Here is a 22,141-nt window from a genome sequence, read left to right as displayed (position 1 = left end):
CGGCTCACACGACGAACGCGAGCACGACCCCCACCGCCGCCGCGACAAGAGACGCAGCGGTCACCGCGCGGTCGACCGCCCGGTCCGGTGCCGGCCGCAGCTCCGGCGGGATCGCGCCGCGGTCAGTCGCCCCCGCGACGGGCTCCTCACCCCACGCCCGGCAGAGCGCGGTCGGGAGCACGACGCCGTGCCGCTGCCGGTCGAGCAGCGCGGCCCGGACCTCGTCCGCCCCCGGTGTGGCGGTGAGCAGCGCCCACTGCACCTCGAGGTGCCCCGCATCGTCGGCCAGGCCCAGCTGCAGCACCACGTCGTCCTTGCCGAGGCCGACCTCCACCGCCCGGACCCGCGCCAGTTCGACGCCCTGCCAGCCCAGGGCGGTGCGCCCGGCGAGCACCGCGCCGTCCCACCGCACCTCCCGCACCGCGTTGCCCCGCACCTGCAGGTAGGAGCCGAACGGCAGCCCCGCCACCAGGAACGGCACCACGAACGCCAACAGCGCGCTCCCGGCGACGAACAGCCACACCGCCACGAACGCCGCGGCGCCCGCGAACGGCACCAGCAGCACCCCGCGCAGCGCCAGCGAGCGCGTCCGTCGGGCCTGGGGCACGCGGGGGACCTCGACCGGGTGGGGCTCGGCGGACACGGCGACTCCTCGCGATCCGGGACGGCGACCCCGGCACGGTAGGGGACCGGACTCGCCTGGCGGCGTCGGAGCGCGCCGGTAGGGTCGGACGGGCGCGCCGGTCGGTGCGCGGACCAGTGATCGTCAGCCCCTCGTCGAGGGTGCGGAGAGGTGGACGGGTTGAGCCAGTGGCCGACCGAGCGGAGCGGGTTCCCGGCCGCGTACCTGGACCGCGTGGGCTCCTCCTTCACCGACTTCCTGGCGACCACCGCCCCCGACCTGCTGCCCGGCCGCCGGCCGCTCCCGCAGCTGCCGGCCGGTGACCTGACGCCGCACGGGACGACGATCGTGGCCGTCACCTACGACGGCGGCGTCCTCATGGGCGGCGACCGCCGCGCCACGATGGGCAACCTGATCTCCAGCCGCGACATCGAGAAGGTCTACCCGGCCGACTCGTGGTCGGTCATCGGCATCGCCGGCGCCGCCGGCATCGCGATCGAGATGGTCCGGCTCTACCAGGTCGAGCTCGAGCACTACGAGAAGATCGAGGGCCTGACCCTCTCCCTCGACGGCAAGGCCAACCGGCTGGCCGGCATGATCCGCGGCAACCTGGGCGCGGCGATGCAGGGTCTGGCCGTCGTCCCGCTCTTCGCCGGCTTCGACCTCGACGCCGCCCCGGGCACCACCCCGGGCACCACCCCCGGGCGGATCTTCAGCTACGACGTCACCGGCGGGAACTACGAGGAGCGCGGTTACGCCGCGGTCGGCTCGGGCTCGCTGTTCGCGAAGAGCTCGCTCAAGAAGACCTGGCGCCAGGACCTGTCCGCCGACGCCGCCACCCGCACCGTCGTCGAGGCCCTCTACGACGCCGCCGACGACGACTCCGCCACCGGTGGCCCCGACCCGGTCCGCCGGCTCTACCCGATCGTCTACCGCGTCGACGCCGAGGGCGCGGTGCGGCTGACCGACGACGAGGTGGCCGCCGTCGCCGACACGATCGTCACCGAGCGGTCGGCCGCCGACCGCGACGCCACCGGACGGGGGGCCTGACGCCATGACCATGCCCTACTACGCCTCCGCCGAGCAGGTCATGCGCGACCGCTCGGAGTACGCCCGCAAGGGCATCTCCCGCGGTCGCAGCGTCGCCGTCCTCACCTACGCCGACGGCATCCTGTTCATCGCCGAGAACCCCAGCGCCACCCTGCACAAGGTCAGCGAGCTCTACGACCGGATCGGCTTCGCCGCGGTCGGCCGTTACTCGGAGTTCGAGAGCCTGCGGGTCGCCGGGGTCCGGCTGGCCGACGTGCGCGGTTACTCCTACAACCGGCGCGACGTCACCGGCCGGGTCATCGCCAACGCCTACGCGCAGACCCTCGGCACCGTCTTCACCGAGCAGATGAAGCCGTTCGAGGTCGAGCTCTGCGTCGCCGAGGTCGGCACCAGCCCGGAGACCGACCAGCTGTACCGGCTCACCTTCGACGGCTCCATCGTCGACGAGTCCGACTTCGTCGTCATGGGCGGCCAGGCCGACGCCGTTGCCGGGCACCTGCGGGAGAACTTCACCCCCGGCATGGCGCTGGCCGACGCGCTCTCGGTCGGCGTGCGCGCCCTGTCGGCGGTCAGCCCCGCCGTCAACCAGAACGGCGGGGACGGCGAGCTGCTGCCGGCGTCCCAGCTCGAGGTGGCCGTCCTCGACCGGCGCCGCCCCAAGCGGGCCTTCCGCCGGGTCGTGGGCGCGGCGCTGGCCTCCCTGCTCGGCAGCGACGCCGACGGGGGAGCCGACGGCGCGACGGCGGCGCACGTCCCCAGCAGCCCCGCCCCGGGCACCCCGCCCGGCCTCGGCGACCCCGCGGCGCCGGACACCGCCGGCGGCAGCGAGGACGGCGGCGAGGGCGCTCCGGTCTGACGACTCCGGCCGGTCCCGCGCGGGACCGGCCGATGTCGTCCCGGACGCCTAGGCTCGGGTCGTGGACCGACGGATCTTCGGGATCGAGACCGAGTACGGCGTCACGTGCACCTTCCGGGGCCAGCGGCGACTGTCCCCGGACGAGGTCGCCCGCTACCTGTTCCGCCGCGTGGTGTCCTGGGGCCGCAGCTCCAACGTCTTCCTGCGCAACGGCTCGCGCCTGTACCTGGACGTGGGCAGTCACCCCGAGTACGCCACCGCCGAGTGCGACGACCTCACCGAGCTGGTCGTCCACGACAAGGCGGGCGAGCGGATCCTCGAGGGCCTGCTGGTCGACGCCGAGCAGCGGCTGGCCGAGGAGGGCGTCACCGGCGACATCTACCTGTTCAAGAACAACACCGACTCCGCCGGCAACAGCTACGGCTGCCACGAGAACTACCTGGTCGGCCGGCACGGCGAGTTCAGCCGCCTGGCCGACGTCCTCATCCCGTTCCTCGTGAGCCGGCAGATCGTCGTCGGCGCCGGCAAGGTGCTGCAGACCCCCCGCGGCGCGATCTACTGCGTCAGCCAGCGCGCCGAGCACATCTGGGAGGGCGTCTCCAGCGCCACCACCCGCTCCCGGCCGATCATCAACACCCGCGACGAGCCGCACGCCGACGCCGAGCGCTACCGCCGGCTGCACGTCATCGTCGGCGACTCGAACATGAGCGAGACGACGACGCTGCTCAAGGTCGCCTCCACCGACCTCGTGCTGCGGATGATCGAGGCCGGCGTCCCCATCCGGGACATGGCGCTGGAGAACCCGATCCGCGCCATCCGCGAGATCAGCCACGACATGACCGGCCGGCGCAAGGTCCGCCTGGCCAACGGCCGGGAGATGTCGGCGCTGGAGATCCAGGGCGAGTACCACGCCCGAGCCACCGAGTTCGTCGACCGCGAGGGCTTCGGCCCGGTGCACCGGCAGATGCTGGAGCTGTGGGGGCGGGTGCTCAAGGCCGTCGACAGCGGCGACCTCTTGCTCATCGACCGCGAGATCGACTGGGCGACCAAGTTCCAGCTGATCGAGCGCTACCGCGCCAAGCACGACATGCCGCTGTCGCACCCGCGGGTGGCGCAGCTGGACCTCGCCTACCACGACATCAGCCGCAAGCGCGGGCTGTACTACCTGCTCGAGCGCAACGGCCAGGTCGACCGGGTGGCGCACGAGCCGCGGGTCTTCGAGGCGAAGAACGTGCCGCCGCAGACCACCCGCGCCAAGCTCCGCGGCGAGTTCATCCGCCGGGCGCAGGAGAAGCGCCGCGACTTCACCGTCGACTGGGTGCACCTGAAGCTCAACGACCAGGCCCAGCGGACCGTGCTGTGCAAGGACCCGTTCAAGTCCGTCGACGAGCGCGTCGAGAAGCTCATCGCCTCGATGTGAGGCGCGCCGGTCAGCCGGCCGTGGCCGCCTCGGACTCCTCGGGAACGGGCGGGAGCGGAACCTGCAGGGCGGCGTAGCGCCCGGCGGCCGCGGCGGCGAGGAAGTACGGCCGCTCCTGGTCGTAGCCTCGGCCCATCGTCGACAGCGGCACGGGGGAGAGGCCCAGCGCCTCCTCCAGCCCGTCGACGTCGATCCACACCACCGGGTTGCGCTCCGGCTGGCCGGCGAGGTCCTCCTCGACCTGGCGGCCCAGCTCCGAGCCGAGGCCGCGCGGCGCCACGAGCGTGACCCCGCCCAGCGCCACCCGCCCGAACGCGGTCAGCGAGTGGTGCGACACCCCGCGGTGCCGTGGCCGCGGGTCGGCGTCGGAGATCCGCAGCGCGCCCACCGGCAGTCCGCCGAGCACCGCCACGGCGTTGCACGCCTCCCCGGCGGCCACCCCGGAGAACCCCCAGGGCGTCCCGGTGCCGAGGTTGCCCGGCCCCTGGCTGACGACGGCGACGTCGGCGCCGAGCACGTGGCGGGCCGCCAGCAGGCCGGTGTGCACGGTGACCGCCTCGAGGTCCCCGCCGAAGGCCTGGCCCACCGTGACGACCCCGGCCAGGGAGGCCCGCAGCGCCGACAGCGTCCGGGAGAAGCCGGCCGGCAGCGCACCGCCGTCGGTCATCACGTAGGCGACCTTGAGGTCGGGGTCGGTGGCCAGGATGCCGATCAGCACCGCCGGCAGCGCCGAGTGCAGGTCGGCCACGACGACGGGCATGCCGTCGATGTCGTCGGCCGCCGCGATCGCCTCGTGGTGCTCGGTCTCCTGCTCGTCCACGCCCTGCACGCTCACCTGCAACGGCGTGTACCGGGCCTTGACCAGGTGGCCAGGGCCGGTCGGGTCCGGCGGCAGCCGGTCCGGGACGGCGACCACGAGGGCGTACCCGCCGGTGCCCAGCCGCTGCGCCCACGCCGTGGTGTTGAGCAGCACGTCGTCGCCGACCTCGGGCGTGCCGACGAGCGAGGGGTGCGCCAGCGAGCGGACCGCGCCGTCGCCGGGGACCTCGACGGTCAGCTCGACGGCGTCGCGCCACGAGCGGCCCACGGCGGTCACCGTGCCGCGCCGCCACCGGATCCTGGTCTCGGTCGTCTGGTCGTCCCCCACGGCAGGGAGGCTAGAGGAAGGACCCCGGTGCCCCCCACGCCTCGCACGCTCGGCGCGGGCCCCTGCACCGGGGCCGGGCAGCGAGAGCCGGTCGGTGGTGTGGCCCTACGCTGAGCTCCGTGGCGGCGAAGCGGGCGGAGCGACTGGTCAACCTGGTCATCGCCCTCCTCGGCACCCGGCAGTACGTCAGCGCCGCCCGCATCCGCGCCACGGTGCCCGGGTACGAGCTCGACGACGGCACCGAGCGCGCCGACGAGGCGTTCAAGCGGATGTTCGAGCGGGACAAGGCCGACCTCCGCGAGATGGGCGTCCCGCTGGAGACCGGTCGGACCAGCGCGTTCGACACCGAGGACGGCTACCGCATCGCGCGCGCCGACTACGAGCTGCCCGAGCTCACCCTCACCGGCGAGGAGGCCGCCGCCGTGGGCCTGGCGCTGCGGCTGTGGGAGTCCGCGCAGCTGGCCGGCGCCGCGCAGAGCGCCCTGGTCAAGCTCAAGGCCGCCGGGATCGACGTCGACCCCGCCCGCGCGCTGCCGCTGCGCCCCCGGCTGGACTCCGACGAGCCGGCCTTCGAGCCCTGCTACGCCGCGGCTCGCGACCGCCGCCTGGTCGAGTTCGACTACCGCCGTCCCGACGAGGGCGCACCGGCCCGCCGCCGGGTGCACCCCTGGGGGGTCGTCGCGTGGCACGGCCGCTGGTACCTGGTCGGCCACGACCTGGACCGGCAGGCCCCGCGGGTCTTCCGGCTCTCCCGGGTCGTCGGCGCTCCGCGGGTGAGCGGTCCGGCCGGCGCCTTCGAACCACCGCCGGACCTCGACCTGGCCGAGACGGTGGCCCGCCAGGACGGGGGAGAGGAGCAGCTGGTCGTCGTCCGGGCCCGCCCGGGTGCGGCGATCGGGCTGCGCCGGCGCGCCACCCCGCTCGGCCCGGCCGCCGACGGCGACGACCTGCTGCAGCTGCGCACCACCGACGTCCGGCGGCTGGCCGACGAGCTCGCCGCCTACGGCGCCGACGTCCTCGTCGAGTCCCCGCAGGCGGTCCGTGCCGCGGTCGTCGAGCGGCTGACCCGGCTCGCCGCGATGGAGGTGCCGGCATGAGCGCCCCGGGCACGACGGAGCGGATGACCCGGCTGCTGTCGCTGGTCCCGTACCTGACCGCGCGGCCCGACGGCGTCCCGCTGGCCGAGGCCGCCCGCGACTTCGGGGTGACCGAGCGGCAGCTGCGCAAGGACATGGAGCTGCTGTGGATGTGCGGACTGCCGGGCTACGGCCCCGGTGACCTCATCGACCTCTCCTTCGAGGGGGACCGGGTGCGGGTCACCTTCACCGCCGGCATGGTGCGGCCGCTGCGGCTGACCACCGACGAGGCCGTCGCCCTGGTCGTCGCGCTGCGCGCGCTGCTGGAGTCGCCGGGCCTCGCCGAGCGGGAGGCGGTGAGCCGGGCCCTGGCCAAGATCTCCGCGGTGGCGGGCCACGCGGCCGAGCGGTCGGCGCCGGTGGCGCTCTCGGTCGACGCCCGCGAGCACGCCCTCGCCGTCGTCCGCGACGGGCTGGAGCGCCGGCGGGCGCTGCACCTGCACTACTACGTGCCGACCCGGGACGAGCGGACCGAGCGGACGGTCGACCCGATGCGGCTGCTGCTGGTCGACGGGCACAGCTACCTCGAGGCGTGGTGCCGGCGCGCCGAGGGCGTGCGGCTGTTCCGCATCGACCGGGTGGACGAGGTCGAGGTCCTCGACGAGCCGGCCGCGCCGCCGCCGGAGGCGCACGAGCGCGACGTCGAGGGCGGGGTCTACCACCCCGGTCCCGAGGCGCCGCTGGTCCGGCTGCGGCTGGCCCCGACCGCGCGCTGGGTCGCCGAGTACTACCCGGTCGAGGAGGTCCGCGAGGTGGCCGACCCGGCGGGCGGCCTCGCCGTGGGGATCCGCACCGGCGACCTCGCCTGGGCCCGCCGGCTGGTGGCCTCGCTGGGCGGCGGAGCGGTCGTCGACGAGCCGGCCGACCTCGCCGCCGCCGTCGCCGGTGACGCGCGCGCCGCCCTCGCCCGCTACGCCGAGGGCTAGGGTCGGTCCCGTGCTGCTGGTCGTCTGGATCGCCGTGCCCGTGCTCGGCCTGCTCGTGCTGGGCGTGGTGGCGTACGGCGTCCTGGGGGCGCTGCAGCGGCTGGGCCGGGAGGCCGCCCAGCTCCAGCGCGACGTCGCGCCCCTGCTCGCGCAGGCCCAGCAGGTGCAGGCGCGCGCCGGGGCGGGCGAACCGCAGGGTGAACCGGCCACGAACACTCTCCAACTGCCCGGTTCCGGGCAGCCCCCGGCGTAGCATCAGCCGGGACCACCCACGTCTGGAGGAACCCGATGAACCTGGGCCCGCTGGAGATCGGCCTGATCATCCTGGCCGTCCTGCTGCTCTTCGGGTACAAGAAGCTGCCCGACGCCTCCCGCTCGCTCGGCCGCTCGCTGCGGATCTTCAAGGGCGAGATGAAGGGCATGAAGGACGACGACAAGGCGGCCGACCTGCGCGGCAAGGCGCCGGCGTCGACGTCGGCCCCCCTGCAGGGCGAGATCGTCGACCCCGCCCAGGCGCACGCCGCCCAGCTCGAGGCCGAGGCGTGTGCCGCCGAGGCGCGCGCGGCGGAGCTGCGGGCCCGAGCCGCCCAGGCCGCGGGCCCCGCCGATCCCGCACGCTGACCCGCCCGGCACGGCTCCGGTGAGCGAGAGCGCCCCCCGACGGTCCCGGCGGCGTCGGCCGCCGCGGGACCCCGCGGCGACGATGTCGCTCATCGCGCACCTCACCGAGCTGCGCAACCGCATCGGCAAGGCGCTGTTCTTCATCCTGATCGCCACCGCCGTGGCGTTCTGGTGGTACGAGCACGGGCTGGGGGAGTTCATCCGGGCGCCCTACTGCGCACTGGACCCCTCCGACCGCGCGTTCGGCACCACCGACGCGGGCGACTGCGACCTCCTGGTCACCGACGTCTTCGGCGGCGCCCTGATCCGGCTGAAGATCTCGTTCATCGTCGGGATCGTGCTGTCGGCACCGTTCTGGCTGTACCAGGTCTGGGCCTTCATCACCCCGGGGCTCAAGCGGAACGAGAAGCGGTACGGCGTCGCCTTCGTGGCCGCCTCCAGCAGCCTGTTCGCCCTCGGCGCCGGGCTCGCGTACATCTCCCTGGCCAAGGGCCTGGAGCTGCTGCTCGGGCTGGCCGGCGAGGGGGTGTCGATCGCGCTGACCGCGCAGGACTACATCGGCTTCGTCATCTCGCTGCTGCTCGCCTTCGGGGTCAGCTTCGAGCTGCCGCTCATCGCCGTCGTGCTCAACCTGCTCGGCGTGCTGAGCTACGAGGTGCTGCGCAAGGGGCGGCGGTGGATCTTCTTCCTCACCATCGTCTTCGCCGCGTTCATCACCCCCACGCAGGACCCGTTCACGATGCTGCTGATGGCCGCCCCCATGTGCGTGCTGTTCGAGCTGGCGATCCAGATCGCCCGCTTCGTGGACCGGCGCCGGGCCCGGCGGGCGGCGGTCGAGGGCTTCCACGACCTCGACGACGACGAGGCCTCGCCGCTGGACGCCCGGCCCTCGGCGCTCGACGACGAGCCGGTCGCCGGACCGGCCACGCCCACCCCGCGCTGACGCTGCGGTGGGCACCTCCGTCTCCGCGGCCGTCCTCGTCAGCCCGGTCGCCGGCCGCGGGCGGGCCAGGGCCGTCACCGCCGGCGTCCTCGACGCCCTCCGCGCCGGTGGCGTGACCCCGCACGTGCTGCCCGCCACCACCCGCGCCGACGCGGAGCGGCAGGCGGCCGACGCCGTCGCGGGCGGCACCGCGGCCGTCGTCGCGGTCGGCGGTGACGGCGCCGCGCACGCGGGGCTGCAGGCCGTGGCGGGCACGACGACGCCCCTGGCCGTCGTCCCGGCCGGCACCGGCAACGACCTCGCGCTGGCCCTGGGCGTGCCGACCGACCCGGCCGTGGCCGCCTCCGCGATCGCCGAGGACCTGCTGACCGGCCACGCGCGGACCGTCGACGCCGGCCGCACGGGGGACCGGTGGTGGGCCACCGTGCTGTGCTGCGGCTTCGACTCGGCGGTGACCGACCGCGCCAACCGGCTGCGCTGGCCGCGCGGCCCCCGCCGCTACGACGTCGCCATCCTCGCCGAGCTCGCCCGCCTGCGGCCCCGGGAGCTCACCCTCACCCTCGACGGGGAGACGACGACGCTGCCGGTCACCCTGGTCGCCGTCGGCAACACCGCCTGGTACGGCGGCGGCATGCGGGTGTGCCCGGGCGCCGACCCCGCCGACGGCCGCTTCGACGTGACCGTCGTCGGCCCGGTCGGCCGCCTGGAGCTGGTGCGCACCCGGCCGCGGCTGACCGCCGGCACGCACGTGGCGCACCCGGCGGTCACGGTGCACCGCGCCGCCCGCGTGGAGCTCGCCGCGCCCGCGCTCACCACGTACGCCGACGGCGAGCGGGTGGCGCCACTGCCCGCCATCGCCGAGTGCGTGCCCGGCGCCCTGCGGGTCGCCGGCACGGGGCGGCGTCCGGCGGGCTGAGCGTCCGTCCACCGGCAGGAGACCGGATCTCGACCTGTGGTCGACCGTTATCCCCAACATCGTCGCCGCCGGAGGGGGTCGGGGTCACCCGACGAGCAGGGGAGGAGCAGTGACGAGCGCGCCGCACCCGGCTCCGGCTGAGCGCAACGGCCGCAGCGCCTACCGTGGGGGCCATGTCCAGCCCCGCTGAGCGGTACGCGGCTGCCCGGCGCCGGAACGCGCACCCCGCTCTCGCCGAGTTCACCGCGGAGCTGGGGTTCTCCCTCGACCCGTTCCAGGTGGAGGCGTGCGAGGCCCTCGACGAGGGCGCAGGCGTGCTCGTCTGTGCCCCCACCGGCGCCGGCAAGACCGTGGTGGGCGAGTTCGCCGTCCACAAGGCGCTCGCCGAGGGGCGCAAGGCGTTCTACACGACGCCGATCAAGGCGCTGTCCAACCAGAAGTACGCCGACCTCGTGCAGCGGTACGGCGCCGACCGGGTCGGGCTGCTGACCGGCGACAACGCCGTCAACGGCGACGCCCCCGTGGTGGTCATGACCACCGAGGTGCTGCGGAACATGCTCTACGCCGAGTCGCCGGCCCTGGCCGGGCTCGGCTACGTGGTCATGGACGAGGTGCACTACCTCGCCGACCGGTTCCGCGGCGCGGTCTGGGAGGAGGTGATCATCCACCTCCCGCAGTCGGTCACCCTGGTCTCGCTGTCGGCGACGGTCAGCAACGCCGAGGAGTTCGCCGACTGGCTGGTCACCGTGCGCGGCCACACGAAGGTGGTGGTCAGCGAGGTGCGGCCGATCCCGCTGTGGCAGCACATGCTGGTCGGCAACCGCGTGTTCGACCTGTTCTCCCTGCGGCCGGCCGCGCACGCCGCCGAGCAGGGCGAGGAGCCCCGGCAGCTGTCCACCCGCGAGCGCGGCGCCTCGGTGGTCGACCCGGAGCTGGTCCGCTTCGTCCGCGAGTACGAGCGCCGGCTGGACACCTGGGGCGGCGGGGGAGGGGGCAACCGCCGCCGCGAGGGCTTCGACACCCGGCCGCGGTTCCGCCCGCCGGCCCGTCCCGACGTCATCGAGCGGCTCGACCGCGCCGGGCTGCTGCCGGCGATCACCTTCGTCTTCAGCCGCAACGGCTGCGACGCCGCGGTCGACCAGTGCCTGCGCAGCGGGCTGCGGCTCACCGACGAGGCCGAGCGTGCCCAGATCGCCGCGATCATCGACGAGCGCACCGGCTCCCTGCCCGAGCAGGACCTGCACGTCCTCGGCTTCTGGGAGTGGCGGGAGGGCCTGCTCGCCGGGATCGCCGCGCACCACGCCGGCCTGGTGCCCGCGTTCAAGGAGACCGTCGAGGAGTGCTTCGTCCGCGGCCTGGTCAAGGCCGTGTTCGCGACGGAGACCCTGGCGCTGGGCATCAACATGCCGGCCCGCACCGTCGTCCTCGAGCGGCTGGTCAAGTGGAACGGCGAGGCGCACGTCGACGTGACGCCGGGGGAGTACACCCAGCTCACCGGCCGTGCCGGCCGCCGCGGCATCGACGTGGAGGGGCACGCCGTCGTCGTCTGGGCGCCGGGCATGGACCCCTCCGTCGTCGCCGGGCTGGCCAGCACCCGCACCTACCCGCTGCGGTCGTCGTTCCGGCCCAGCTACAACATGGCGGTCAACCTGGTCGGCAGCTTCGGCCGGGCCCGCGCCCGTGAGCTGCTCGCCTCGTCGTTCGCCCAGTTCCAGGCCGACCGCTCCGTCGTCGGCCTCGCCCGGTCCGCCGCCCGCCACGAGCGCGACGCCGAGCGCTTCGCCGCGGAGATGTCCACCGAGGGCGGGGACGTCGCGGGGTACGTGCGGCTGCGCCGGCAGATCTCCGACCGGGAGAAGGAGCTCTCCCGCGACTCCCAGGCCAAGCGCCGGCTCGAGGCCGCCGAGGCGCTGGCCGCGCTGCGCCCCGGCGACGTCATCCGCGTCCCCTCGGGACGGCGTCAGGGGCTGGCCGTCGTCCTGGACCCGGGCGTCTCCGAGAGCGGGCTCGGCGGGGACGGCGAGGCCCGTCCGCTGGTGGTCACCGAGGACAAGTGGGCCGGCCGGCTCGGGCCGGTCGACTTCCCCACGCCGGTGACCGCGCTGGCCCGCGTGCGGGTGCCGCGCAACTTCAACCACCGCAGCCCGCACGCCCGCCGGGACCTGGCGGCCACCCTGCGCAACGCCCGGCTGGAGCACGACCTCGGCGCCCGCCGGGTCAAGCACCGGTCGGCCGCCGCCGACGACCCGGTCCTCGACGACCTGCGCCGCGCGCTCAAGGCCCACCCGGTGCACTCCCTGCCCGACCGGGAGGAGCGGGTCCGCGCCGCTGACCGGTGGTTGCGCGCGGTCTCCGAGGCCGAGGCGCTGCAGCGGCGGATGGCCGACCGCACCGGCTCGCTCACCCGGCAGTTCGACCGCACCTGCGACGTGCTCGAGGAGCTGGGCTACCTCGTCCCGGAGGTCGCGCCGCTGACGCCGGCCGAGCCGGGGGAGGTGCCGGCCGTCGGGGAGACCCCGGTGGTCACCGACGAGGGCCGCCGGCTCGCGCGGATCTGGTCCGAGGCCGACCTGCTGGTGGCAGAGTGCCTCCGCGCCGGCGCGTGGCGGGGGCTGACGCCCGCCGAGCTGGCCGCCGCCGTCTCCACGGTGGTGTTCGAGGCCCGGCGCGACACCCCGAGCCAGCCCGCCGTGCCGGCGGGGAAGGTGGCCACGACGATCGCCGAGATGCGCCGGATCCGCTCCCGGCTGCTCGACGTCGAGGCCGACCACGGCGTGCCGCAGACCCGCGACCTCGACCTCGGCTTCGCGTGGGCGGCCTACCGGTGGGCCGACGGCCAGGACCTCGACCGGGTGCTCGCCGGGGCCGAGCAGGCCGGCACGGAGCTCTCCGGCGGCGACTTCGTCCGCTGGGCCCGGCAGCTGCTCGACCTGCTCGACCAGCTGGGCAAGGGCGCCGACGACGCCGTCGCCACGACCGCGCGCGCCGCGGTCGCCCGGGTCCGCCGCGGGGTGGTCGCCGTCGCCGTGAGCGGCTGACCAGCGCGCCGTACGCCGGTGCGCGGCACGGGAGTGGGGCAGAATGCCACCGCCTGCGTTCCGTGCGGATGCAGCGACCAGCACCAGACACCGTCCGACCGGGAGCGACGATGACCAACCCACCGCAGGGTGGCAACCAGCCGGGGCAGTACGGGCAGCCGGGCCAGCAGCCGGGGCAGCCGCAGTACGGCCAGCCGGCGCCCGGTGGGTACGGGAGCCAGCAGGGCGGGCAGCCCTCCTACGGGCAGCCGGGCCAGCAGGGACAGCCGCAGTACGGGCAGCCGGGCCAGCCGCAGTACGGCCAGCAGTACGGCCAGCCCTCGGGGCAGCAGTACGGGCAGCCGTCCTACGGGCAGCCGCAGGGCCAGCAGTACGGCCAGCCCGGGTACGGCCAGCCCGGCCCGTACGGCCAGCCCGGCTACGGCCAGCAGGGCCCCTACGGCCAGCAGCCGAAGAAGAAGTCGCGCACCGGTCTGATCGTCGGCCTCGCCGTGCTCGCGCTCGTGATCGTCGCCGCGGCGATCGTCCTGCCGCTGTTCGTCTTCGACAAGAAGGTGCTCGACGAGGGCGCCGTCAACCGGGACGTCAGCCAGCAGTTCCAGGAGCAGAACGACCTGGAGCTCAGCGACCTCGACTGCCCCGAGATGGAGGTCGAGGTCGACGCCGACTACCAGTGCTCGGCCACCGTCGACGGCGAGCCCACCACGATCACCATCGTGATCACCGACGAGGACGGCGCCTACACCTGGAACGAGACCTCGTAGCCGGTCCGGCCGGCGCGCTCAGCCGAGCGCGTCGGCCGGCCAGCCCAGGACGGCGGCCATCCGGCGCACCGAGGACTCGATGCCGTGCTGCTCGGCCAGCGCCGCCAGCGCCTCCGGGTCCGCCGGGCGGCGGGGGAGGGCGCCCTCCACGGGCGGCAGGTCGATGTCCTTCGCCACCGCCACCACGACCGGCGCCGCGTCCAGGTACTCCCCGCCGGCGTGCAACTTCTTCAGCACCGCCGCCGTCAGCGGCGCCTTCGGGACGACGGTGCGCGCCGCCGCGGCCCGGATCCCGGCCAGGTCGCCGAACTCGGTGACCAGAGCGGCCGCGGTCTTCGCGCCGATCCCGGCCACCCCCGGCAGGCCGTCGCTCGGGTCCCCTCGCAGGACGGCGAAGTCGGCGTAGGCACGCCCCGGGATCCCGTACTTCGCGGCCACCGCCGCCTCGTCCACGACCTCGATGTCGCTGATCCCCCGGTTCGTGTAGAGGATCCGCACCCCCCGGGCGTCGTCCACGAGCTGGAAGAGGTCCCGGTCGCCGGTGACGACGTCGACCGGGCCACGGGCCCGCGTGGCCAGCGTGCCGATGACGTCGTCGGCCTCGTAGCCGGGTGCGCCCACCCGGTCGAGCCCCGCGGCCGCGAGGACCTCGACGAGCACCGGCACCTGCGGGCCGAGCTCGTCGGGGGTCTCCTCGCCGCCGTCCGGGGAGAGCCGGTGCGCCTTGTACGAGGGCAGCGCCTCGACCCGGAAGGCCGGCCGCCAGTCGTCGTCCCAGCAGGCGACCCAGCGGTCGGGCCGGTGCGCGGCGATCAGCCGGGCGGACATGTCCAGGAAGCCGCGGACGGCGTTGACCGGCCGGCCGTCGGGCGCGGTGACGCTCGTCGGCACCCCGTAGAAGGCGCGGAAGTAGAGGCTGGCGGCGTCCAGCAGCATCGTCGTCACGACCCGGGACGGTAACGGCTGCCGTATCTCGCTCGGGATCGGTCGTGCCCCACCGATAGTCTCCGGGCGTGAGCGCGGACACGGGGGCACTGGTGACGATCGAGCGGGTGCACGCTGCCCGGGACGTGGCGGAGGAGGTGGGGCTGGACCTCCTGGTGCTGACCCCCGGCTCGGACCTGCGCTACCTCAGCGGCTACGACGCGCACGCGATGGAGCGGCTGACCGCGCTGGCCGTGCCGCGCCGCGGTGAGCCGTTCCTCGTGGTGCCGCGGCTGGAAGCCCCCATGGTCGGCGCGAGCCCGGCCGGTGCGCTGGATCTCGAGGTGCTGGCCTGGGACGAGACCGACGACGCCTTCGCGCTGCTGGCCCGGGCGGCCACCGGCCGGCTGGGCTCGGCGCCCGCCCGGGTCGCGGTCGGCTCGCGCACCTGGGCCGAGCACGCGCTCGGGGTCCAGCGGGCGCTGCCGGGCTCCGCGCTGGAGCTCGCCGGGCCGGTCCTGGACCGGCTGCGGATGGTGAAGACCGCCGCCGAGATCGAGGAGCTGGCCACCGCCGGCGCCGCGATCGACCGCGTGCACGCCCGGATGGCCGAGCTGCTCCGCGTCGGCCGCACCGAGGCCGAGGTCGGCGCCGACATCGCTGCGGCGATCCTCGCCGAGGGCCACGTGGCGGTGGACTTCACGATCGTCGGCTCCGGCCCCAACGGCGCGAGCCCGCACCACGAGCTCTCCGACCGGGTGGTGCAGGCCGGCGACCTGGTCGTGGTCGACATCGGCGGCGAGCTGCCCAGCGGCTACCGCTCCGACTGCACCCGCACCTACGTCGTCGGCGGCGAGCCCGACGCCGAGACCGCTGAGTGGTACGCCGTCCTGCAGGAGGCCCAGCGGGCCGCGTGCGCCGCCGTCCGGCCGGGGATCGCCGCCGAGGAGGTCGACGCGGTCGCCCGCCGGGTCATCACCGACGCGGGATGGGGCGAGCACTTCATCCACCGCACCGGGCACGGGATCGGGTTGGACACCCACGAGGCGCCCTACATCGTGGCCGGCAACGACCTGACGCTGGTGCCGGGCATGGCGTTCTCCGTGGAGCCCGGCATCTACCTCGCCGGCCGCTGCGGAGCGCGCATCGAGGACATCGTCGTCTGCACCGACGACGGCGTGCGGTCGTTCAACTCCGGCTCGCATGAGCTCGTCCGCCTCCCCGGCTGAGGCCGGCCCCGCCGACGTCGACCGGGCGCTGCTGGCCGCGCTCGCCCGCGACGGGCGGGCCAGCTACACCGAGCTGGCCGAGCGGGTGGGGTTGTCGGTCTCGGCGGTGCACCAGCGGGTGCGCCGGCTGGAGCAGCGCGGCCTGATCACCGGCTACCGCGCCTGCGTCGACGCGGCCGGCCTGGGGCTGGGGCTGACCGCCTTCGTCGCGATCACGCCGATCGACGTGGACCGCGCCGAGGAGGCACCGGGGAAGCTGGCGCACCTCGCCGCCATCGAGGCGTGCCACTCCGTCGCAGGTTCCGAGAGCTACCTGCTCAAGGTCCGGGTGGCCTCCACGCAGGCGCTGGAGGAGCTCCTGCGCGACATCCGCTCGCTGGCCAACGTGAGCACGCGGACGACCGTCGTCCTCTCCACGGTGTTCGAGGACCGGCCGCCCGTCTAGCCTGCCCGGCGTGTCCTCCGGATTCGCGGTGACCAACCGCCTGGCCAACCCCGTTCTGCGCCGGCTGCTCCGCTCCCGGCTGGGCGCCCGGCCCGGTCGCCGCCTCGCGGTCCTGCGCTACACGGGCCGGGTCACCGGGCAGCCGCACGAGCTGGTGGTCCAGTACGTCCGTGACCGCGGGACCGTCTGGGTGCTGGTGGGGGCCGCCGAGCGGAAGACGTGGTGGCGCAACCTGGCCGAGCCCGCCGAGGTGGACCTCTGGTTGGGCGGGGAGCACCACCGGGCCCGCGCCCGAGCGGTCCGCGGGGTGGATCAGCCGCAGGCGGTCGAGGAGGGCCTCCGCGTCTACCGGGAGTCGGTGCCCGGCGCGCCGGCCGATCCGGCCGGGGCGGTCCTCGTGCGGGCGGAGCTGGTGCGCGGCTGACTGGACAGCCCGTCGAACACGTGTTCGGATGAGCCGGTGCGGTGGGACGGTCAGCGACTGGACGCGGACGACGGGACCACGCTGCCCGGCATGCCGTCGGTCCGCGGCCTGCTGCGCAGCGTCGAGGTGCCGGAGTTCCCCGGGCAGACCTTCCACGAGGTGCTGGCGCGGTCGGCCCTGAACGCCGTCCCGGCCGACTCCGCGATGCCGTTCCGGCACACGGTCAATCCCTACCGCGGCTGCAGCCATGCCTGCACCTACTGCCTCGTGGGCGACACGCTGGTCCTCATGGCGGACGGCCGCCAGAAGCCCCTCGCCGATCTCCGGGTCGGGGACCGGATCGTCGGGACCGAGAAGCGGGACACCTACCGCCACTACGTGACGACGGAGGTCATCGCCCACTGGTCGACCGTCAAGACCGCATACCTGATCACCCTGGGCGACGGGACCGAGCTCGTCGCGAGCGGTGATCACCGCTTCCTCAGCGGTAGGGGCTGGAAGCACGTGACCGGTGCGATGTGCGGACCTGCCCAGCGCCCCCATCTGACGACGAACGACACGCTGCTCGGCTTCGGGCGCTCCGCCGAGCCCGTCACGGTCTGCCCGGACTACCGACGGGGCTACCTCACGGGCATGATCCGCGGCGACGCGAACCTGAAGGTCTACCGGTACGCGCGACCCGGCCGCCGGCACGGCGACCAGCACCGCTTCCGGCTCGCGCTCGCCGACGTCGAGGGCCTGGACCGGACACGTGAGTACCTCGCGGACCGCCGACTCCCGACAGGCGTCAAGACCGTCGGTGTCCGGGGCGGGCTCCGGGAGCATCTGCGGTTCGTCCACGAGGTCGACCCCGCGATCCGGCGAAAGTGCGGCGTCGAGGGCATCGCGGTCGAGAGCGACGCCGATCTCCGGGTGGTCAGCATCGAGCCACTGGGCCTCGACCTGCCCATGTTCGACATCACCACCGGGACCGGCGACTTCATCGCCAACGGCGTGATCAGCCACAACTGCTATGCCCGCGGGTCCCACCAGTGGCTGGAGATGGACAGCGGGCGGGACTTCGACACGCAGATCGTGGTCAAGACGAACCTCGTCGAGGTGCTGCGCCGCGAGCTCGGGCGTCGCTCGTGGAAGCGGGAGCACGTGGCGCTCGGCACCAACACCGATCCCTACCAGCGGGCCGAGGGCCGCTACCGCCTGATGCCCGGGGTGATCGGCGCCCTGGCCGACTCGGGGACGCCGTTCTCGATCCTCACCAAGGGCACGCTGCTGCGCCGCGACGTCCCCCTGCTGGCCGCGGCCGCCCGTGACGTCCCTGTCGGGCTGGGCGTCTCGATGGCCCTCTGGGACGAGGAGCTGCACGCCGCCCTGGAGCCGGGGGTGCCCTCGCCGCGCGCCCGCCTCGACCTCGTGCGCACCCTCACCGACGCCAGCCTGCCCTGCGGGGTCTTCCTCGCCCCGGTGCTCCCGGGCCTGACCGACGGCCGGGCGGAGCTCGACGCCGCGATCGGCGCGATCGCGGCCGCCGGCGCCACGGGGGTCACGGTGGTCCCGCTGCACCTGCGACCGGGCGCCCGCGAGTGGTTCACGGCCTGGCTGGGGCGCGAGCACCCGAAGCTGCTGCCGCGCTACCGCCAGCTGTACGGGCGCGGCGCCTACGTCCCCGCCGAGTACCGGCGGTGGCTGGCCGACCGGGTGGCGCCGCTGCTGGCGGCGCACGGCCTGGACCGGCAGGCCGGGGGAGAGGCGCGCGGGGTCGACGCCGGCATCCCGGGGGACGACGAGGCGGCGTTCCCGGCGGGGAGCCTGCCCGAGCGGCGCGAGGACCCGGCCGCAGGCCTGCCGGCGGCAGCGCCCTCCGCGGTCCGGCCGATGACCGAGGTGCCGGAGCAGCTCTCGCTGATGTGAGCGCCGCCGCCGGCCGAGCGGCATACGCCCCGGGCATGCTCGGGCTCTGCCCCGCATACGGGGCAGAGCCCGAGCGTCGGCGGGGAGGACCGGGGTCAGCCGGCGCGGCGGGCCTCGCGGGCGACGGCCCGCTCCGCACGGACCACGCCCCGGCTGCTGACCGGCGGCGCCCCGGCGGCCAGTGCCAGCCGCCGGAAGGAGTCGTAGGAGAGCTCCCGGTAGGCCTCGGCCAGGGCGGCGGCACGGTCCCGGCGGCCTGGGCCGGCGGTCGCCCGCAGGTGGTGCCCGGTGCCGACGGCGTGCTTGCCGAACGTCACCTGCAGCGCCTGGTTCGACAGCCGCCCGCCGATCCGTGAGTCGAGACCGGGGCCGCGGCGGAGCGCGGGCAGCACCCACGGGCTGCTCGCCAGGGCGGGGAACCGTTCGCGCACCGTCTCCCACGCGTGCCAGGCCGTCGTCGCGCCGGGTACCGACCACTCGCCGTCCTCGGTGCGGACGACGAGGCGACCCGCCGACGGGTGCACCTGGTCGCGCCGCAGCGAGCGGAACTGCCCGACGGCGGCGGGCCAGCCCAGGGCGAGGGCGCACCACGTCACCGCGCGCAGGTGCTCGGGGTCCTCGCTGCGGATCTCGGCGAGCGGCCGCAGGTCCAGGGTGTCCTGGTCCGGCTCCGGCGTCCTCGGCACGGGCAGCGCCACGCCCCCGTACCGGGCCACCTTGCTGTACAGGGTCACCGTCGCCGGCCGCCAGCCGCGCGCGACGGCCACCGGCTCGAGGCCGTCCTCGGCCAGGTCGTCGGGGCCCAGCCCCAGTTCCAGGGCGGCGTCGACCAGCCGCCGCCACTGCGGTTCGTACCCCTCGGGCGCCGTCAACCGTCGCCACGCCCGCTCCGGGGGCGGCGCCGGCATCTCGGGCAGGGGGAGCTGCCACTCGCGTGCCATTGCGGGAGTCTACCGTTATCCCCAACGAACTTGCACATGTTCTTCGGCGCGGGCTGCCATTGACATCCCCGGCGCCTCCGGCGCCGACGCCCCTATCGGGGGACCCCCGCATGCGCGCCACGCGGGCTGGGGACGATGAGCGCGTGCGGACCCTGGGTGTCGAGGAGGAACTGCTGGTCGTGGACCCGGACGGGGTCCCCGTGCCGTGGGGACCCCAGGCCCTGGAGGCGGCGGCCCGCTGGGGTGAGGCCGAGACGGTCACCGAGCACGACCGGGCCACCCGGGGGTCCGGCCCGGAGCGGGACGACGACCGCGGCGAGGGAGACGGCGACGACCCGGTCGGACACCTCGTCCCCGAGCTCAAGGCGCAGCAGATCGAGCTCGGCACACGGGTCTGCCGGGACCTGGCCGGCGTGGCCGACGAGCTGCGGTACTGGCGGGGCAGGGCCGACGCCGCGGCGCGGGAGGTCGGTGCGCGGGTGGCGGCGCTGGCGAGCTCGCCGGTCGCCGTGGAGCCGGTGCCGACGCCGGGGGAGCGGTACGCCGACATGGGGGAGACGTTCGGCCTGACCGCGCAGGAGCAGCTCACCTGCGGCTGCCACGTGCACGTGTCGATCGCCGACGAGGAGGAGGGCGTCGCCGTCCTCAACCGGATCCGCGTGTGGCTGCCGGTGCTGACCGCGCTGACCAGCAACTCGCCCTTCTGGCTGGGCCGGGACAGCGGCTACGCGAGCTTCCGGTCGCAGTCCTGGAACCGGTGGCCGTCCTCGGGGCCGACCGAGCTGTTCGCCGACGCCGCCGACTACGCTCGCGTGGTCGCCGACCTCGTCGCGACCCGGACGATCGTGGACACCGGGATGATCTACTTCGACGCCCGCCTCTCCGAGCAGTGGCCCACGGTCGAGGTCCGCATCGCCGACGTCGCCCTGCACGTCGAGGACGCGGTCACCCATGCCGGGCTGGTCCGGGGCCTGGTGGAGACCGCGGCTCGGGAGTGGCGCGCCGGCGTCCCGGCGCCCGAGGTGCGCAGCGAGGTGGTCCGCGTCGCCGGCTGGCGCGCCGCCCGGTCCGGGCTCGGCGGGGACCTGGTCTCGCCGGTCACCGGCCGGCCGGCACCCGCGGCCGACGTCGTCACGGCACTGCTGGACCACGTGCGGCCCGCCCTGGCCGACACCGGCGACGACGAGCGGGTGAGCGCCGGCGTGGCCGCGATCCTCGAGCGGGGGAGCGGGGCCGACGAGCAGCGCCGGGTACACCGCGAGAGCGGCGACCTCACCGCCGTGGTGCGGGCCGCCGTGGTGGCCACCCATGCGGGCTGATCCGACCCCGGCGGGTCCCCGCGGGGACGGTTATCGTCCGCGCATGGGAACCGTGCGCTGGCGCGACATCGTCCGGTCGGACCTGTACGGGCCGCGACCGGATCCGCGCGACCGGCCGTACCGGTTCGTCGTCCGCCTGGCCATCGTGGTCTTCCAGCTGTTCGGCTTCCGCTTCGACGTGCGCGGCTCCGAGCACGTGCCGCGCAGCGGCGGGGCGATCATCTGCAGCAACCACGTCAGCTACCTCGACTTCACCTTCCTCGGCCTCGGGGCGCTCCCCGCGCACCGCCTGGTGCGGTTCATGGCCAAGGCCTCGGTGTTCGGCCACTGGTTCGCCGGGCCGTTCATGCGCGCGATGCAGCACATCCCGGTCGACCGCCGCGCCGGCGCCGCCGCCTTCGAGGCGGCCGTCCGGGCCCTCAAGGACGGTCAGGTGGTCGGCGTCTTCCCCGAGGCGACGATCAGCAGCAGCTTCACGGTCAAAGACCTCAAGGCCGGGGCGGCGCGGATGGCGATCGACGCGGGCGTGCCGATCATCCCGGCCGCGGTCTGGGGCGGGCAGCGGATCACCACCAAGCACCACAAGCCGCAGCTGCGTCGCGGCGTCGCCGTCACCGTCCTGCTGGGCGAGCCGATCCACCCGCTGCCCGGCGAGGAGGTCGGCGCGCTGCTCGACCGGACCCGTGCGGCGATGGAGGAGCTGCTCGACCGGGCGCAGCGCACCTACCCGCAGCAGCCGGCCGGCCCCGACGACCTGTGGTGGCAGCCGGCCCACCTGGGCGGCACCGCCCCGACGCCCGACGAGGCCAAGGCGCTCGACGTCTCCGACTACACCGGCACCCGCGTCAAGGCGACGCGGCCGCACCCCGTGGCGCGGCTGCGGCGGCTGGTCCGCCGCCACTGACGGCTCACTCCACGACCACCGGCGCCATCAGCCGGTAGGTCTCCAGCTCGACGTCGTACCAGCGGCGGAGCAGGCCGAGCGGCTCCATCCCGAGCCGCCGGCACACGGCGACCGACGCGGTGTTGCCCGGCCGGACGACGGCGTAGACCTCCGGCACCCCGGCCGCGAACGCCCGGTCGATCACCGCCCGCGCGGCCTCCGTGGCGTAGCCGTGACCCCAGCAGTCCGGGTGCAGGTGCCAGCCGACCTCGACCTCGCCGATCCCGTCGGGCAGCGGCTTGAGCAGCACCGTCCCGGCGATCCGCGGCGGGGACGTCGTCTCGATCGCCCAGCAGCCGTAGCGGGGGTCGGCGTCGCTCACCCGGTGCCAGCGCTGCACCAGCTCGACCGGGGTGACCGACGGCGACCCGCCCAGCCACCGGGTGACCTCGGCGCGCCCGTAGAGGTCGGTCAGCCGGCAGAGGTCGTCGCGGCGGGTCGTCCACGGCCGCAGCCGCAGCCGCTCGGTGCGCGGCAGGGCGTCGGGGGCCGGCATGTCCCGTGCCTACCCGGAGGGGACGTCGCAACCCACCGGGGGCGGCCGGTCATGCTCCTGTCATGAGCCTGCT

General features: G+C 75.1%; 22 protein-coding genes. 17 read left to right on the top strand and 5 right to left on the bottom strand.

Annotated elements, in window-relative coordinates; all coding sequences use genetic code 11:
• Positions 1 to 4: 4 nt before the first annotated feature.
• Positions 5 to 643, bottom strand: a complete 639-nt coding sequence (locus tag DQ240_RS14055; RefSeq protein WP_113840229.1) for a hypothetical protein — start codon at positions 641 to 643, stop codon at positions 5 to 7.
• Positions 644 to 802: 159 nt separating this feature from the next.
• On the opposite strand from DQ240_RS14055, the gene prcB reads away from it, so the two are divergent.
• From prcB to pafA, 3 genes are all read left to right on the top strand, one after another.
• On the top strand, positions 803 to 1,672 hold the full coding sequence (gene prcB, locus DQ240_RS14050; RefSeq protein ID WP_113840293.1) for a proteasome subunit beta: 870 nt from the start codon (positions 803 to 805) through the stop codon (positions 1,670 to 1,672).
• Positions 1,673 to 1,676: 4 nt separating this feature from the next.
• A complete protein-coding gene (prcA, locus tag DQ240_RS14045; RefSeq protein WP_113840228.1) occupies positions 1,677 to 2,528 on the top strand; it encodes a proteasome subunit alpha in 852 nt (283 codons plus the stop codon).
• A gap of 61 nt (positions 2,529 to 2,589) precedes the next feature.
• Entirely contained in the window at positions 2,590 to 3,948 is a 1,359-nt protein-coding gene (pafA, locus tag DQ240_RS14040; protein WP_113840227.1) for a Pup--protein ligase, read from the top strand.
• 10 nt (positions 3,949 to 3,958) lie between these two features.
• On the opposite strand, the gene DQ240_RS14035 is transcribed toward pafA, so the two are convergent.
• Positions 3,959 to 5,095 carry a DUF3866 family protein gene (locus tag DQ240_RS14035; protein WP_233498721.1) on the bottom strand — a complete coding sequence of 379 codons (1,137 nt, stop codon included), beginning with the start codon at positions 5,093 to 5,095 and terminating at the stop codon, positions 3,959 to 3,961.
• Between the two features lie 119 nt (positions 5,096 to 5,214).
• On the opposite strand from DQ240_RS14035, the gene DQ240_RS14030 reads away from it, so the two are divergent.
• The 8 genes from DQ240_RS14030 (at position 5,215) to DQ240_RS13995 (ending at position 13,439) form a co-directional block, all read left to right on the top strand.
• Positions 5,215 to 6,192: a YafY family protein gene (locus tag DQ240_RS14030; protein WP_113840226.1), complete on the top strand. Its 978-nt coding sequence runs from the start codon at positions 5,215 to 5,217 to the stop codon at positions 6,190 to 6,192.
• Positions 6,189 to 7,157 carry a YafY family protein gene (locus tag DQ240_RS14025; RefSeq protein WP_113840225.1) on the top strand — a complete coding sequence of 323 codons (969 nt, stop codon included), beginning with the start codon at positions 6,189 to 6,191 and terminating at the stop codon, positions 7,155 to 7,157. The genes DQ240_RS14030 and DQ240_RS14025 overlap by 4 nt, the downstream gene beginning before the upstream one ends.
• Before the next feature lie 10 nt (positions 7,158 to 7,167).
• Entirely contained in the window at positions 7,168 to 7,410 is a 243-nt protein-coding gene (locus DQ240_RS14020; protein WP_113840224.1) for a hypothetical protein, read from the top strand.
• Between the two features lie 35 nt (positions 7,411 to 7,445).
• Positions 7,446 to 7,778 carry a Sec-independent protein translocase subunit TatA gene (gene tatA, locus DQ240_RS14015; protein ID WP_113840223.1) on the top strand — a complete coding sequence of 111 codons (333 nt, stop codon included), beginning with the start codon at positions 7,446 to 7,448 and terminating at the stop codon, positions 7,776 to 7,778.
• 82 nt (positions 7,779 to 7,860) lie between these two features.
• On the top strand, positions 7,861 to 8,721 hold the full coding sequence (gene tatC, locus DQ240_RS14010) for a twin-arginine translocase subunit TatC (RefSeq protein ID WP_113840222.1): 861 nt from the start codon (positions 7,861 to 7,863) through the stop codon (positions 8,719 to 8,721).
• Positions 8,722 to 8,728: 7 nt separating this feature from the next.
• On the top strand, positions 8,729 to 9,637 hold the full coding sequence (locus DQ240_RS14005) for a diacylglycerol kinase family protein (protein ID WP_113840221.1): 909 nt from the start codon (positions 8,729 to 8,731) through the stop codon (positions 9,635 to 9,637).
• Between the two features lie 173 nt (positions 9,638 to 9,810).
• The gene (locus DQ240_RS14000) at positions 9,811 to 12,675 is read left to right on the top strand and encodes an RNA helicase (protein WP_113840220.1); all 2,865 of its coding nucleotides are present in this window, start codon (positions 9,811 to 9,813) and stop codon (positions 12,673 to 12,675) included.
• A gap of 110 nt (positions 12,676 to 12,785) precedes the next feature.
• Positions 12,786 to 13,439: a DUF4333 domain-containing protein gene (locus tag DQ240_RS13995; RefSeq protein WP_158548688.1), complete on the top strand. Its 654-nt coding sequence runs from the start codon at positions 12,786 to 12,788 to the stop codon at positions 13,437 to 13,439.
• Between the two features lie 18 nt (positions 13,440 to 13,457).
• On the opposite strand, the gene DQ240_RS13990 is transcribed toward DQ240_RS13995, so the two are convergent.
• Positions 13,458 to 14,375 carry a 5'-3' exonuclease gene (locus DQ240_RS13990; protein WP_113840291.1) on the bottom strand — a complete coding sequence of 306 codons (918 nt, stop codon included), beginning with the start codon at positions 14,373 to 14,375 and terminating at the stop codon, positions 13,458 to 13,460.
• Between the two features lie 77 nt (positions 14,376 to 14,452).
• Here DQ240_RS13990 and DQ240_RS13985 point away from each other — a divergent pair, with 77 nt between their 5' ends.
• Genes DQ240_RS13985 through DQ240_RS13970 form a run of 4 tightly spaced genes read left to right on the top strand, consistent with a single transcriptional unit; the run spans position 14,453 to position 18,369 of the window.
• Positions 14,453 to 15,592: a Xaa-Pro peptidase family protein gene (locus DQ240_RS13985; RefSeq protein ID WP_233498720.1), complete on the top strand. Its 1,140-nt coding sequence runs from the start codon at positions 14,453 to 14,455 to the stop codon at positions 15,590 to 15,592.
• Entirely contained in the window at positions 15,567 to 16,037 is a 471-nt protein-coding gene (locus tag DQ240_RS13980; RefSeq protein ID WP_113840217.1) for an Lrp/AsnC family transcriptional regulator, read from the top strand. Before DQ240_RS13985 ends, DQ240_RS13980 begins: the two co-directional genes overlap by 26 nt.
• Positions 16,038 to 16,047: 10 nt before the next feature.
• Entirely contained in the window at positions 16,048 to 16,461 is a 414-nt protein-coding gene (locus DQ240_RS13975) for a nitroreductase/quinone reductase family protein (RefSeq protein ID WP_158548686.1), read from the top strand.
• A 36-nt stretch (positions 16,462 to 16,497) separates the two neighbouring features.
• Positions 16,498 to 18,369 (top strand): intein-containing Rv2578c family radical SAM protein, encoded by a 1,872-nt coding sequence (locus DQ240_RS13970; RefSeq protein WP_199589298.1) that lies wholly within the window; start codon positions 16,498 to 16,500, stop codon positions 18,367 to 18,369.
• A 95-nt stretch (positions 18,370 to 18,464) separates the two neighbouring features.
• On the opposite strand, the gene DQ240_RS13965 is transcribed toward DQ240_RS13970, so the two are convergent.
• Positions 18,465 to 19,310 carry a hypothetical protein gene (locus DQ240_RS13965; protein WP_113840215.1) on the bottom strand — a complete coding sequence of 282 codons (846 nt, stop codon included), beginning with the start codon at positions 19,308 to 19,310 and terminating at the stop codon, positions 18,465 to 18,467.
• A gap of 143 nt (positions 19,311 to 19,453) precedes the next feature.
• On the opposite strand from DQ240_RS13965, the gene DQ240_RS13960 reads away from it, so the two are divergent.
• Positions 19,454 to 20,629 (top strand): glutamate--cysteine ligase, encoded by a 1,176-nt coding sequence (locus DQ240_RS13960; RefSeq protein WP_233498718.1) that lies wholly within the window; start codon positions 19,454 to 19,456, stop codon positions 20,627 to 20,629.
• A gap of 43 nt (positions 20,630 to 20,672) precedes the next feature.
• The gene (locus DQ240_RS13955) at positions 20,673 to 21,533 is read left to right on the top strand and encodes a 1-acyl-sn-glycerol-3-phosphate acyltransferase (RefSeq protein WP_113840213.1); all 861 of its coding nucleotides are present in this window, start codon (positions 20,673 to 20,675) and stop codon (positions 21,531 to 21,533) included.
• Between the two features lie 4 nt (positions 21,534 to 21,537).
• Here the strand turns inward: DQ240_RS13955 and DQ240_RS13950 are convergent, their stop codons facing one another.
• On the bottom strand, positions 21,538 to 22,068 hold the full coding sequence (locus DQ240_RS13950; RefSeq protein ID WP_113840212.1) for a GNAT family N-acetyltransferase: 531 nt from the start codon (positions 22,066 to 22,068) through the stop codon (positions 21,538 to 21,540).
• Between the last annotated feature and the right edge of the window lie 73 nt (positions 22,069 to 22,141).

It is taken from the genome of Blastococcus sp. TF02A-26, from assembly GCF_003319125.1.
Classification (GTDB): domain Bacteria; phylum Actinomycetota; class Actinomycetes; order Mycobacteriales; family Geodermatophilaceae; genus Trujillonella.
This window is presented reverse-complemented; position numbering and strand designations above follow the sequence as displayed.